Source organism: Vibrio diabolicus (genome assembly GCF_011801455.1).
GTDB classification, from domain to species: Bacteria; Pseudomonadota; Gammaproteobacteria; order Enterobacterales; family Vibrionaceae; genus Vibrio; species Vibrio diabolicus.
This window is the reverse complement of sequence record NZ_CP042452.1, coordinates 1,376,607-1,389,406: the sequence shown is the minus strand read 5'-3', so window position 1 is coordinate 1,389,406 and position 12,800 is coordinate 1,376,607. Positions and strand designations below refer to the sequence as shown.

The window sequence follows — 12,800 nt, the reverse complement described above, 5'->3', positions numbered from 1 at the left end:
CTCATGTCGAATTGCTCTACTATGCCAGTTTTTATATTTATTGGGATAAATGATTAGTGATTAACTAGGCGTTAAGTTTCGCGAGTTGTTTTAAGTGCTCAACAAACATAGAGGTTTTCTTGGCTAAGTGCTTTCTAGAAGAGTAAAACGCATAAAGCACTAAATCTTCAGGTTCGTATTCTAGAGGGATGACTTCAAGCTTGCCGCTCTCGATCTCGTCTTTGCATGACTCTATTGGAAGTATTGCGTATCCAAGCCCTGATAACGCGCCAGATTTAGCGAGATGACCACTGTTTACTTTGAACGATGATTGTACTGTTTGCGTAATATGACCTCCGTCGGGGTTTTTAAACACCCAGGGAGCGCCATTTACAGCAGTAAGTGTCGTAATACAGGGAACATGATTTAAATCCGTAATTTTGTAAGGGCGGCCGCACTTATTAAGCAGTTGAGGCGCAGCCAAAATAGCGCTGGGCCAGCGTTTTATTTCCCTTGCTACCCAATTGCTGTCAGACAAAGTCCCTCTATGAAAACTCAAAATGACATCAAAGCTATCAATAACCTCATCTTTTGGGTTTAGCGTTGTATCGCAAGACAAAGAGATTGACGGGTATTGCGTGCAAAAGGTGACAAGCGCTTTGGCCAGTACAGGTGTGTCTGGCATAAGAATACGTAGCTCTCCCGTTACAGTGTGCGAGTGGCGAGTCACGGTTTCTAGCGCGTTGTTGAGTTGTTCCAATAATGGACGAGTGCTGCTATAGAGCTCTTCTCCAGCCTCGGTAGGCGTCATTCGCCTTGTCGTTCTATTGAACAACCTGATGTTTAACTTTTCTTCAAGCAGGGCAATATGTCGGCTGACATTCGATGTTGGTATATTCAAACACTCAGCGGCTCGCTTAAAGCTGTTGTTTTCATACACACAGTGAAAACTTTTTAACCAGATTTGGTCGACGTTATCAAACATTCTATTGTCCCACTTTATTGGATTATCAAGCCAGCATATTGCACTTTATCCTCAGACTGAGTTGCATACAATTTTATTTAACAGTCAGAGCGGGCAAACGATGCAGATGTCGTGCTACGAGGTGATCAATAATGAGGTACTCATGAGTTGGCTAGAAAGGTTATTTGAGAATAAGAATATAATAGGTTCGCGCAAAGCGTCTATTCCTGAGGGCGTTTGGACAAAATGCCCTGAATGTGAACAAATACTTTATCGCGCGGCATTAAAAGAGAATTTGGAAGTATGTCCTAGGTGCTCTCATCACATGAGAATGGCTGCACGTCAAAGGTTGAACACTTTTCTGGATCATGGAACACAGCAAGAGTTGGCAAGTGAGTTGGAACCGCAGGATATTTTGGGTTTTAAAGACTTAAAGCGATATAAAGAGCGAATTGCCATCGCGCAGAAAACGACTGGAGAAAAAGATGCCTTGGTTGTGATGCAGGGGAAGTTGCTAGGCTTGCCTGTTGTAGCTTGTGCGTTTGAATTCTCTTTCATGGCTGGCTCGATGGGGGCGGTGGTTGGCGAGAAATTTGTCCGCGCCGTTGAAACTGCGATTAATACAAAATCTGGGCTAGTGTGTTTTTCTGCTTGCGGAGGGGCGCGCATGCAAGAGTCTTTGGTAGCACTAATGCAAATGTCAAAAACCAGCGCCGCGTTAAACCATTTATCTGAGCACAGATTACCCTATATCTCAGTATTGACGGACCAAACTTATGGTGGCGTCTCGGCGAGTTTAGCCATGTTGGGAGACATCAATATTGGTGAGCCTAAAGCAAGCATCGGCTTTGCGGGAAGGCGTGTTATTGAACAAACGGTACGTGAAAAGCTACCAGACGAGTTTCAAAGAAGTGAGTTTTTATTGGCACATGGCGCATTAGATATGATTGTGGACAGACGTGAAATGCGTGATCGCGTTGGCGGCTTATTGGCTAAGTTAACCAACGCGAGGGTGGTCTCAGAATAGGTTGTATTAAAGTTAGACTTAGTACTTGCGTTTATTGAGCCGTAATCATTACAAACCGTTCATTTTGGCCCCATCTTGGTTCCGCATTCATTAGGCTGAGATCCAACGCCGTTTGGTATGGGTCAACAGCAAAATGGTCGCTTACTAAACCCCAGAGCATCCAGTTGATTGCGGTTTCATTCTCGGTAAGCTCTTCGAGTGGCGCTCGGAGGAAAAAGTACTCATCTTCGCCATCGTAACCGAGCCGATCATAGATAATGTTGCGTAGCTCTCGATCCAAATCATGTTGGAGATTGATTGAGTCGCACAGTTGATCTTCTGTTGGGCCATTCTCATGGCGATAAACATTGCGTTTTGACTCTTTGCGTAAAGTACCTGAGCCAGTTTTAATGCTTACTTTCTTTTGCGAGTGTTGCTCAAGAACTTGAATGATTTCATCCTCTAGTTGATCGAGTTTACTCAGCAAAACTTGATTGTTTATGTCACCAGCGGGGGATGCCATCGTTTGGAAGGCTTTCACTCTCTCGTAGACTGCTTTCCCGTGAGGAAGGGCTGAAAAACACTGTTCTCGGAGCGCTTCATTGGCTTGCCAAATGCCCGAGTAGAGCTCGTAATCATGTGGATATGGTGGAAGATCTTCAGTATCTTCCCCTAATAATTCTCGCCAGCGCTTTTGCCACTGTTCTTCTTTTGCGTGTTTTACACGCGCGTATTGCTTAACCCTGCGGTTACGAAGTTTTACCCCAAAAATGGCAAGTCCCCATGGAGCGAGCAAATAAAAATAATAGTGAGAAGAGTTATCCCAAAAGTAACCGTAAACGTAAACACCAAAAGCAAGCACCCAAGTTCCAATAGTACAAGCAATAACCCCGGACATTATTGATGATTGGCGCTTTGTTTCTCTTAATGTATTACCTTCAGCACATAACCAAAAAATGCCGCCAAAAACAAAGGCAAACGTTGTCATGAAGTAGGCAATCCCCGCTCCCAAAAATCCCCAAAGTGACATGTATTATCCCTAGCCAAATATCTGCTTTATTCACTCATCAATGACTCGAGGAGTAAATGTGTTTGATTTGGCGGAGAATTTACCATTAATGCCAACCTTTTGATATGCACTCGATGACTTATTGGGAATGAGTCACAAATAAAAATAGATGGTATCAAGCATCAAAATTTAATTTAGAACCTTTGATTGTCGTGAACTCTATCTGGAAGAGTTAAGGGGGGCGTTTAAGGGCAATTTTCCTCATAAAGTCGTTATTTAGAAAAAGGTAAATTAATGTTTTTATTGATAATTGTGAGAAATCTTGGGTTGGGATTGATCCCATAAATTTAGAGTAAAAAGCCTATTTTTGGGAGCGATTTCATAAATTTTATGACACTGATTTCACTGTTTGAGCTGTAAAGAATATAAACCCCCACTCCATGTATGTTAATAATCAATGAGTGTTGTTATGTCTCATATCCGTTTTTTCCCGCGCCATCGTTTGGCGCTTGCTTGTATGCTAGCGAGTGTGTCTAGCTTCTCTTTTGCACAAAACCAGTGCGCTGTTGCTGATTTACAACAATCGAGAGACTTGGCTGCTGCCGTTTCTGGTGCTGAGTATGATTGCTACCACGCTTGGTTTTCAGCTCCTTCCGCAACGCTGAACGATATTTACAGCGAAGCGAGCTTAAGCCGTATCCAAGTCGCGTTGGATCAAGAAATTGCACGCTATCGTGGAGAAGCAGAGCAAGCTCGTGTTCTAGAAAATCTGGGCGAGTTTATTCGTGCTGCATACTACGTTCGTTACAATGCTGGCACAGGTACACCTGAGTTTTCAGAAGCGTTGAGTCAGCGTTTTGCTCAGTCGACGAACCTATTCCTTAACAACCCTCATGCTTTGGATCAAGGCCGTGAACAAGTTGGCGCAATGAAGAGCTTGACTTTGATGGTTGATAACGTGAAGCAGTTGCCGCTGACCATGGATAGCATGATGGCCGCGTTGATGCACTTTAACCGTGAAACCGCGCAGGACACGCAATGGGTCGATGGTTTAAACAACCTGTTCCGTTCTATGGCAGGTCATGTAGCAAACGATGAGTTCTACCGCTACATGGCAAACAATACTCACCATATTGATACATTAGCGAGATTCGCATCTGATAACGCTTGGGCATTGGATACGGATGCGAGCTTTATTGTTTTCAATGCATTACGTGAAACTGGTCGTTTGCTTGCGAGCCCAGATCAGGAGACCAAACGCAAAGCCTTGGCTGTGATGCAACAAGTGATGCAGCGTTATCCACTGGGTAGTGAGCATGACAAACTGTGGCTTGCTGCCATAGAGATGATGAGCTACTACGCACCTGAAGGTTTAAACGGTCTGGACCTAGATCAAGCGAAGCAAGATCTAGCAGCGCGCGTGATGCCAAATCGTTTTGAGTGTCAGGGACCTGCCATCATTCGCTCTGAAGATCTGACCGATGCTCAAGCTGCGAAAGCGTGTGAAGTGCTGGCTGCGAAAGAAGCCGACTTCCATCAAGTGGCGAATACGGGCAATCAACCTGTCGCTGATGACTTGAATGACCGTGTTGAGGTGGCGGTGTTTGCTAGTAACGACAGCTACGTTGATTATTCTTCGTTCCTGTTTGGTAATACAACGGACAACGGTGGTCAGTACCTTGAAGGGAATCCATCAAAAGCGGACAATACCGCCCGTTTCGTGGCTTATCGCTATGCGAATGGCGAAGATTTATCGATTTTGAATCTAGAGCATGAGTACACGCACTATTTGGACGCGCGATTTAACCAGTACGGCTCATTCAGTGATAACTTAGCCCACGGTCATATCGTGTGGTGGCTGGAAGGTTTTGCTGAATACATGCATTACAAACAAGGCTACCAAGCTGCGATCGAACTGATTGCAGGCGGTAAATTGAGCCTTTCAACTGTGTTTGATACCACATATTCTCACGATACTAATCGTATCTATCGTTGGGGTTACTTGGCCGTTCGATTCATGCTGGAAAATCATCCGCAAGACGTAGAAAGCTTGTTGGCGTTGTCGCGCACTGGTCAGTTTGAACAGTGGGCGCAACAGGTGACGACATTAGGTCAACAATATGACGCAGAGTTTGAACGCTGGTTGGATACGTTAGAAGTGGAGCCAGAGCAACCAGGTACTGACCCAGAAGAGCCAATAGAACCAACAGAACCTGAAGCACAAGTGACTGAATTGACGGCGAACCAAAGCATTCAACTCAGTGGCGAAGCATACAGCGAAAAACTGTTCTACGTTGATGTTCCAGCCAACACCGTTAACTTCAATGTATCTATTGAGGGCGCGGGTGATGCGGATCTTTACATGAGCTACAACAAAGTCGCGCATTACTATGATTTCGAAATGAGTCAATATGCTGATGGCAGCAATGAAGAGATTGTGTTTGAACCAGAGCAAGATGGTTACGTTAAAGCGGGTCGTTACTACATCAGTTTAACTGGCCGTGATAGCTATGACTCTGTGAATCTTGTGGCTGCTTTAGACGTTGAAGCGCAAACACCGCCAACACAAGTGCAAGACGATTTGGCACCGGTGGTACTAGAGTCTGGTGAAGCAAAAATGCTGACCGTTCACAAGCAGCGTTATGCGGCAGTGTATGTACCTGAAGGTGTTGAAGAGATTCGTGTATGGCTAACGGCTCACTCTCAAACGGGTAATGTCGATCTATACGCCAGCAGAGAGCATTGGCCTACGGTTGAGCAACACGAGTACGTGTCCAACTATGCAGGTAGCAACGAATACCTTGCGATTCCTGTTACTGAAGCTGGTTATGTGCACTTCTCTCTTCAAGCACCAGAACAAGGTGATGACGTTGAAATGTTAGTGCACTTCAACTAAAACATGCTTGATTAGCTGAAATCGAGATAAAAACGTCGCTCATTGAGCGGCGTTTTTGTTTGTATCGGACGCTATTGTGATCAAACAGCGGCGAATGCTAGTTAATCGGCTGATTTATCGAGTTATCCTTTGCTCTTTTTCTAAACGGCTTTAGGTTTGTATTACAATTTACCGTGCACATAAACTTTTTTAGCGACGCGTTCTGTGACCTAGCTTCTGATTTGTGCTTTCCAAACGGATACAATATATATGCACCCCGTGCAATAAAGTGAAAAGGGAAAGACATGAAAACGCTTATTTATGAAACGTTGATTAGCCTTGCTAACCAAGAACCAGAACAACATGCAAGAATCCGACAAAATCTATATGAACAGTTGGATCTGCCGTTCGATAAGCAGCTGGCTTTGTATTCTTGTGCCCTTGGTCCTGCAAGTTCAGGCAAGTTGGAGAGTAGTCAAGGCATTAACAACGCGGTAGATTGCGCGGTTAAACTGCTTGAAACCCCTGAGCGCTAATTCACTCGTTGTTTAAATCACGGCCCGATCCCCAAGGGCCGTTTTTAATTTAATTGCCTTTAAATTGATTTCAACGTCGTGATTACTCTGCTCTTTCCGCTAGCACTTCTTTGAAGGCAAACATGCCGTTTAATGCCGCTGGAAACCCTGCGTAGACGGACATCTGTAAGATGACTTCTTTAATTTCAGCCTCGCTGCAGCCTACATTCAGTGCTGCATTGAGATGTATTTTCAGTTGTGGTGTACAATTCCCCATTGCCGTTAGCGCGGCGACGGTTGAGACTTCTCTCGATTTTAGGTCTAAGCCTGGGCGAGCATAAATATCGCCAAACGGATACTCAATGGTGTACTGAGCTAAATCTGGGCAAATATCTTGTAAGCTTTCGATGACGTTATGACCAGCGTCGCCATCAATGTGAGAGAGTAGTTCTAATCCTTTGTTAAAGCGTGATTGTTCCATCGATATGTTCCTAGTGAATAAATGCAAACATACCTTAATCCTTAGAGTTAACTCTAAGTCAACGAACTTTTCCGCTTTTATACAAGGCAATTTTTTCTTCTAGAGCCGTTAAGTGCTTTTGCTGCTGTTCAATGTGGAGCTTGAGGTTTTCTTGGTGTTGCTCTAGCAAGGCTTGGCGTTGTCGTACAGACTCTGAGCCGACTTCCCTTAATTTTGCATATTCCAGAATCTCTTCAAGCGGCATTGCAGTTTCTTTTAATCGCTTTACGAAGCTAATCCAGCTTAGATCTTTCGCACTATACACTCGATGCCCACTCGCGTTTCTATGGACATGTTTAAGTAAGCCAATTTTTTCATAGTATCGAAGTGTATGAGCAGACAAGCCGACGAGGCTAGAAAACTCTTTGATATTCATGATTACCCTCCAAGGTAATTCATACCAATAGGCATAAGCTAAGTTCCGCATTTTGAAGTCATTTCGGGATAGATACAAACGGTAATCTTCCATGTTTTAAGGTGGGATACGCAGAAGGGGGCTGTTTTGAATACGCGCCAAACGTGATCCACCTGCCAGTTTCACTTTATTAAAAATTAGTTACTCAATAGAGTGGTTTGGCTGTTTTTAGTCTTTGGCCTCCTTTAGGGCGTACCCGGGCATTTTCTTTTATATATTTTGAATGCAATTTTTTGCAATACAAAACAATGATTTAGTTTGTTTTATGTGCGGTGTGCTTGAATGTCATCTACTCGTTTACGTCCAGAGCCGTTTCTACTTGGGCAATGGAGGAGTCACTACGCCTTCATTTTCAGCCTTGAGTTAGGGCGAAAAGGGTGAGGGCGTCTGATGAATAGCTCTTATAATTTCGACTATTGAATTCACTCACAAAAAAATGCAAACAAGTAATCGTGAGTGAAAACGAGTAGGAGAACAACATGAGTGGCTCACAGGAAATACAATCATTCGGTGCGAATGTTATCTTACATGCGTTTGATTGGAAGTATGCTGACATTGCCCAACGAGCAAAAGAAATCCACGAGCTAGGTTACGGCTCCGTGCTGGTTTCGCCACCAATGAAAAGCGCCCAGGATGATCGCTGGTGGCAGCGCTATCAACCTCAAGATTACCGTGTCATCGACAATGCGTTGGGTGATACCAAAGACTTTATCCGTATGGTTCGTGAACTGGAGCAAGTTGGCGTGTGGGTTTACGCTGACGTGGTGTTTAACCATATGGCAAATGAGGCCCACCTTCGCCGAGACCTCCAATACCCAAGGCAAGAGGTCCTGGAGGAATACCAACAAAACAAACAGAAATATCAGTCGCTAACGTTATTTGGCGACTTATCTCAACCGCTTTTTGATGAAGAGGACTTTGTTGAAGCATTCGGTATTAAAGACTGGAAAGATAAATGGCAGGTACAAAATGGACGCATCACAGGTGGACCAACCGATCCTGGCTTGCCAACCCTCCGTGTTTGTGACCATGTCGTTGAGCAGCAACGCGCTTACCTAAAAGCATTGAAAGCCATTGGTGTGAAAGGTTTTCGTATTGATGCCGCGAAACACATGACGCTAGAGCATCTTAAACGTGTTTGGACAGACGACATCACGCGCGATGTGCATATATTTGGCGAAATTATTACCGATGGCGGTGCGACAGAGGAAGAGTATCAGTTGTTTCTTGAGCCGTATTTACAGGAAACTCGCTTAGGCGCTTATGATTTCCCGTTGTTCTCGACCATTTTTAAGGCGTTCGCTAAAAAGGGCAGTTTCAAGTCGTTGATTGACCCATACTGTTTCGGTCAGGCCCTTTCGCCCGGTCGCGCGATTACATTTGTTGTCACGCATGACATTCCTAACAATGACGTTTTTCTTGATCTGATCATGGATGAGGAAAATGAATGGTTAGCTTATGCCTACATTCTAGGCCGCGATGGTGGTGTGCCATTGGTTTATACCGACTTAAACACTAGCGGTATTACAGATAAAAATGGCAAGCCAAGATGGCAAGGCGCATGGAACGATCCGCGAATGGCGAAAATGATCCAATTCCATAATATGACGCATGGCGAGTCGATGAGTGTTCTTGAAGGTAACGATGATATGCTGGTACTTAAGCGAGGGAGCAAAGGCATTGTCGTGCTTAATAAATCGCAGCGTCAGCAGTCTTTGGCATTGAAAATGGATGGCGACTGGGTGGATTTGATGACGGAGCAGGACGTTCCATCTGACGGTAAGTTAATTGTGCCACCTAAAGCCTCAATGTTGCTCGTCGAAAACTAAAAAATAAAACACCGAGCTTAGCGAGCTCGGTGTTTATGTTTGTCGGCGGTCATTCAAGAACGGGTAAAGTCTAATGTAAAACCGAAGTCTTTCGCCTCTGCTATGAGGTTATGAGCACTCATTAACGCAACATTCAGCCTTTAAAAAGCCGATCACATCATCTAAACATTGGTACTCTGCAACGCAAAAAAGGGTTCGCCCCTCACGACGTTGGGTGATAAGCCCGGCTGAGGCTAGACTAGAAATATGATGAGAGAGAGTGGAAGCAGGAATGCCAAGCTTTTCTTGTACGCCGCCTACCGCGATACCTTTGTATCCAGCTTTGACAACTTCTTTGTAAATACTTAAACGAGTAGGATGACCTAACTCTTTTAGTGCTTTAGCGACGGCTTCAAGCTCCATACTGACCTCTAAAGAATGACTACAGTAAATTTGTTTCGATAATAGGGAAAGTCTCGGTAAATGCCAACTCTTGTGATCTAGGAACGATTTAAATCAGATGAGATTCATACCGGCTCATACCAGCACAACAATAATTGTCTACTCCAATGAGACAGATCAATCTTCATTATTATTTCACCCCACGTTCAAACTCCCTCGTCTACACTCATGGGTGAGTTGTCAGTTGGCAGACCAAGGAGGCGGCCATGATTGCGGTTCATAGAGATTATTGTTTGTCTAACAGTTCAGATTTACATGCTCACGTTAAAGTTAACCCTGTCGGTAAATTAGAAGTTGAGATTGTAGAACTTCAAGAGCGCCATACCACAGAGTTTGATGATTTGTCTTTTGAGAGCCATGGGTGTGAAACTCGAATCTGTGGTAAAGAAGACACAACTCCGTGGCAGTTCAATCTTGCAGTTACTGATGCGTTAGAGCTTTCTCACTTAGTGGAAGAAGCAAACGAAGAGTATGAGATTTTAATGAATGATCTTATGTAATCTCGTGAGAAGATCATTTTATCCTGCACGGCATGTGACTCGGTACTGAAAAAGAAAAACCTCCCAAACGGGAGGTTTTTAATATTGAGCAAGTTACCGTCAGATCGGCTCTTCTCTCGGCGGTGTTAGTTCTTGAACGTTACCTTCATTGAAGTCATCGGCGTAACCTTTCGGCGGTGGCGTCCAACCACGTTCTGAGCGCGAGAGTTTGTCATGGCGATCTTTTTGCATCTCTTCCGCCATTTTTTCCTCTAACTGAATAAACAGTTGTCGGAAATTGTTGTCATAACGTTCGCCTTCAGAATCATCTTCCCAAGCTTTGTAGAGTATCTCGGACTTGCGTGCTTCAACACGCTTGTATGTCGCTTTTTGCTGCTCAACAAAGAAGGGATGAATACCGAGTGCTTTCATCGTGTGACCACCCATCTCCAATGCGGAATGGTAGGTTTCCGATTCAATAATATCAGCCCCAGCTTGACGCAAAAGATAGCCGTGACCACGGTCAAAGGCGCGTGCGATCACCGTTACTTTGGGGTACGTGTGTTTGACGTACTTCACCAGTTCCACACTCGATTCTTGGTTATCAATTGCGACGACCAACGCAGCCGCATGTTCGATGCCTGCAGTGTGCAGCATATCTGGTCGAGTCGCATCGCCAAAATAAGCACGAGTGCCAATCTGGCGCATGTTATCAACTTGGTTGGCTTGGTGATCGAGCACCACTGTTGTTACACCATTAGAAACAAGCAAGCGGTTAACAATCTGACCAAAACGGCCGATACCAGCGATGATTACTGTGCCTTTTTCTTCAATCGTATCGCTTTCCCTTTCGTTTGATTGAGTTTCAAAACGCGGCAGTATTAATTTGTCAAATAGAATGAACAAACCTGGCGTTAAGAACATTGAGATAGCAACAACCAGCGCAAGCGTTTGCGAGAGTTCAAACGGAATGACGTGGTTTTGCACAGAGAAGCTTAGCAACACAAAACCAAATTCACCCGCTTGAGCCAAGCTTAAGGTAAACAGCCAGCGGTTGCTGCCTTTCACTCTAAATATCAGCGCGAGAATAAATAGCACCAAGGCTTTCAATACCATCACGCCAATGGTCAGTGCCATGATCAACCAGAAGTCACCAAATAGAACTGAGAAATTGATCCCTGCGCCGACGGTGATGAAGAACAGACCCAGCAACAACCCTTTAAATGGTTCGATATTGGACTCTAACTCGTGGCGAAATTCGCTGTTCGCCAATACAACGCCAGCCAAGAACGTTCCTAAGGCAGGAGATAAGCCAACCAAACTCATCAGTGCTGCGATGCCGATCACCAGCATCAATGCGGTGGCGGTAAAAATCTCACGCAGCCCAGAGCTAGCAACATAGCTCAACAGAGGTCGACTTAAAAAGTGACCACCAACGACGACAATCGCAATCGATGCTGTGATGACTATTCCGTACGCCCAGCCCGGTAAATCGGCCACGAGGTTTAAATCGTCATGATGCTGCGCAGCAGTTTGAACGGCATTTTGTGCTTGTTCGACTAACTCCGGCAGGGCCAGCAATGGAATAAAGGCCAACATCGGGATAACAGCGATATCTTGGAAAAGCAAAACAGAGAACGCGTTTTGTCCGCCTTCTGTCTTCGTTAACCCTTTTTCGCTAAAAGTTTGCAAAACAATCGCGGTAGAAGAAAGGGCGAAAATCAAGCCGATGGCTAAGGCAATGGTCCAAGGCTGCTCAAAGTACAGGGCAATACCCATAATCGCCGCGATGGTACCGCCAACTTGAAGACCGCCTAAGCCCATTAAACGATTTCGCATTGACCAGAGCATTTTAGGCTCTAGCTCTAACCCCACTAGGAATAGCATCATCACCACGCCAAATTCGGCAAAGTGCTGAATTGTCGTTGTTTCTTCACCGACTAAACCGATAATTGGACCAATTACCACACCAGCGATGAGGTAACCTAAAACGGAACCGAGCCCTAAACGCTTGGCAAGTGGTACCGCAATTACAGCGGCAATCAAATACACGAAGGCTTGTAAGAATATCCCTGTCATGAAGCCTCCTTGATGAGCTTCGGAAGTGCGCTGTTGAGTTTGATTAATGACGCAGCTGCTTCAACATCCAGTCTATCTTCGACTAATGCTGTTAGCAGGCTTTTGTACCGTTCGACATGACGGGGTATTCGTCCTTCTTCTTCGGCAGTACGTGCGCCGAACAAAGCAAGAGGCGCAATGTAGTGCATACCCGTGAGCGCTGACATTTGCTCAATAGGAGCGAGCAGTTCCCGAATCGTAAAATGGTTGTAGCCTTCGGCTTTATAAGCTTCTTCCTTGCCGCCGGCCGAAAGCACGCACAGCATGGTTTTACCTTGTAGTTCGGTTCCTTCAGTGCCGTAAGCAAAGCCATACTCCAAAACCAGATCTTGCCACTCTTTTAAAATTGCTGGGGTTGAATACCAATATAGTGGGAATTGAAAAACCACTACATCATGCTCACGCAAGCGTTGTTGTTCACGGTCGATATTGATATCGAAACGAGGGTATTCACCATAGAGATCAACACATGTCACGCCTTCAATTTTTTGAGCTTCTTTGAAAAGTGGAGTATTCACTTCTGAACGATGCTGGGAAGGATGAGCAAAGAGAATTAATACTTTTTTATTCGCCATAAGGATCCTTGCTATCTAAATAACCATGCCCGGTAGGAGCGCAGGTTGGTTAGAAAATGTAACTCATAAATGGCC

The 12,800-nt window shown here is 44.8% G+C and carries 12 protein-coding genes; 5 read left to right on the top strand and 7 right to left on the bottom strand.

The window, feature by feature from the left end; all coding sequences use genetic code 11:
• Positions 1–64 precede the first annotated feature (64 nt).
• Positions 65–964 carry a LysR family transcriptional regulator gene (locus FR741_RS21450; protein WP_167427668.1) on the bottom strand — a complete coding sequence of 300 codons (900 nt, stop codon included), beginning with the start codon at positions 962–964 and terminating at the stop codon, positions 65–67.
• A 142-nt stretch (positions 965–1,106) separates the two neighbouring features.
• On the opposite strand from FR741_RS21450, the gene accD reads away from it, so the two are divergent.
• Positions 1,107–1,970, top strand: a complete 864-nt coding sequence (accD, locus tag FR741_RS21445) for an acetyl-CoA carboxylase, carboxyltransferase subunit beta (protein WP_047008421.1) — start codon at positions 1,107–1,109, stop codon at positions 1,968–1,970.
• Positions 1,971–2,001: 31 nt separating this feature from the next.
• Here accD and FR741_RS21440 read toward each other — a convergent pair whose 3' ends face one another.
• The gene (locus tag FR741_RS21440; protein WP_167427667.1) at positions 2,002–2,979 is read right to left on the bottom strand and encodes a hypothetical protein; all 978 of its coding nucleotides are present in this window, start codon (positions 2,977–2,979) and stop codon (positions 2,002–2,004) included.
• Between the two features lie 448 nt (positions 2,980–3,427).
• Here FR741_RS21440 and FR741_RS21435 point away from each other — a divergent pair, with 448 nt between their 5' ends.
• Positions 3,428–5,854 carry a M9 family metallopeptidase gene (locus tag FR741_RS21435; protein WP_167427666.1) on the top strand — a complete coding sequence of 809 codons (2,427 nt, stop codon included), beginning with the start codon at positions 3,428–3,430 and terminating at the stop codon, positions 5,852–5,854.
• A 284-nt stretch (positions 5,855–6,138) separates the two neighbouring features.
• Positions 6,139–6,369, top strand: coding sequence for a PAS factor family protein (locus FR741_RS21430; protein WP_005375384.1), 231 nt, complete (start codon positions 6,139–6,141; stop codon positions 6,367–6,369).
• 82 nt (positions 6,370–6,451) lie between these two features.
• Here the strand turns inward: FR741_RS21430 and FR741_RS21425 are convergent, their stop codons facing one another.
• Together FR741_RS21425 and FR741_RS21420 are read right to left on the bottom strand one after the other, a co-directional pair.
• Entirely contained in the window at positions 6,452–6,829 is a 378-nt protein-coding gene (locus FR741_RS21425) for a carboxymuconolactone decarboxylase family protein (protein ID WP_167427665.1), read from the bottom strand.
• 58 nt (positions 6,830–6,887) lie between these two features.
• Complete coding sequence (locus tag FR741_RS21420) at positions 6,888–7,244, bottom strand: MerR family transcriptional regulator (RefSeq protein ID WP_005392533.1); 357 nt, start codon at positions 7,242–7,244, stop codon at positions 6,888–6,890.
• Positions 7,245–7,762: 518 nt separating this feature from the next.
• Here FR741_RS21420 and FR741_RS21415 point away from each other — a divergent pair.
• The gene (locus FR741_RS21415; protein ID WP_167427664.1) at positions 7,763–9,112 is read left to right on the top strand and encodes an alpha-amylase family protein; all 1,350 of its coding nucleotides are present in this window, start codon (positions 7,763–7,765) and stop codon (positions 9,110–9,112) included.
• 108 nt (positions 9,113–9,220) lie between these two features.
• On the opposite strand, the gene FR741_RS21410 is transcribed toward FR741_RS21415, so the two are convergent.
• Positions 9,221–9,514: an ArsR/SmtB family transcription factor gene (locus tag FR741_RS21410; protein ID WP_047008415.1), complete on the bottom strand. Its 294-nt coding sequence runs from the start codon at positions 9,512–9,514 to the stop codon at positions 9,221–9,223.
• A gap of 245 nt (positions 9,515–9,759) precedes the next feature.
• On the opposite strand from FR741_RS21410, the gene FR741_RS21405 reads away from it, so the two are divergent.
• Positions 9,760–10,053, top strand: coding sequence for a hypothetical protein (locus tag FR741_RS21405; RefSeq protein WP_167427663.1), 294 nt, complete (start codon positions 9,760–9,762; stop codon positions 10,051–10,053).
• A 99-nt stretch (positions 10,054–10,152) separates the two neighbouring features.
• Here the strand turns inward: FR741_RS21405 and FR741_RS21400 are convergent, their stop codons facing one another.
• Positions 10,153–12,111, bottom strand: a complete 1,959-nt coding sequence (locus FR741_RS21400) for a monovalent cation:proton antiporter-2 (CPA2) family protein (RefSeq protein ID WP_167427662.1) — start codon at positions 12,109–12,111, stop codon at positions 10,153–10,155.
• Positions 12,108–12,725 carry an NAD(P)H-dependent oxidoreductase gene (locus tag FR741_RS21395; protein ID WP_005392538.1) on the bottom strand — a complete coding sequence of 206 codons (618 nt, stop codon included), beginning with the start codon at positions 12,723–12,725 and terminating at the stop codon, positions 12,108–12,110. The genes FR741_RS21400 and FR741_RS21395 overlap by 4 nt, the downstream gene beginning before the upstream one ends.
• Positions 12,726–12,800: the final 75 nt, after the last annotated feature.

Bases quoted from the DNA above. Each gene is read 5' to 3' on its own strand.
- FR741_RS21450 (WP_167427668.1), bottom strand. From the start codon at position 964: ATGTTTGATAACGTCGACCAAATCTGGTTAAAAAGTTTTCACTGTGTG.
- accD (WP_047008421.1), top strand. From the start codon at position 1,107: ATGAGTTGGCTAGAAAGGTTATTTGAGAATAAGAATATAATAGGTTCG.
- FR741_RS21440 (WP_167427667.1), bottom strand. From the start codon at position 2,979: ATGTCACTTTGGGGATTTTTGGGAGCGGGGATTGCCTACTTCATGACA.
- FR741_RS21435 (WP_167427666.1), top strand. From the start codon at position 3,428: ATGTCTCATATCCGTTTTTTCCCGCGCCATCGTTTGGCGCTTGCTTGT.
- FR741_RS21430 (WP_005375384.1), top strand. From the start codon at position 6,139: ATGAAAACGCTTATTTATGAAACGTTGATTAGCCTTGCTAACCAAGAA.
- FR741_RS21425 (WP_167427665.1), bottom strand. From the start codon at position 6,829: ATGGAACAATCACGCTTTAACAAAGGATTAGAACTACTCTCTCACATT.
- FR741_RS21420 (WP_005392533.1), bottom strand. From the start codon at position 7,244: ATGAATATCAAAGAGTTTTCTAGCCTCGTCGGCTTGTCTGCTCATACA.
- FR741_RS21415 (WP_167427664.1), top strand. From the start codon at position 7,763: ATGAGTGGCTCACAGGAAATACAATCATTCGGTGCGAATGTTATCTTA.
- FR741_RS21410 (WP_047008415.1), bottom strand. From the start codon at position 9,514: ATGGAGCTTGAAGCCGTCGCTAAAGCACTAAAAGAGTTAGGTCATCCT.
- FR741_RS21405 (WP_167427663.1), top strand. From the start codon at position 9,760: ATGATTGCGGTTCATAGAGATTATTGTTTGTCTAACAGTTCAGATTTA.
- FR741_RS21400 (WP_167427662.1), bottom strand. From the start codon at position 12,111: ATGACAGGGATATTCTTACAAGCCTTCGTGTATTTGATTGCCGCTGTA.
- FR741_RS21395 (WP_005392538.1), bottom strand. From the start codon at position 12,725: ATGGCGAATAAAAAAGTATTAATTCTCTTTGCTCATCCTTCCCAGCAT.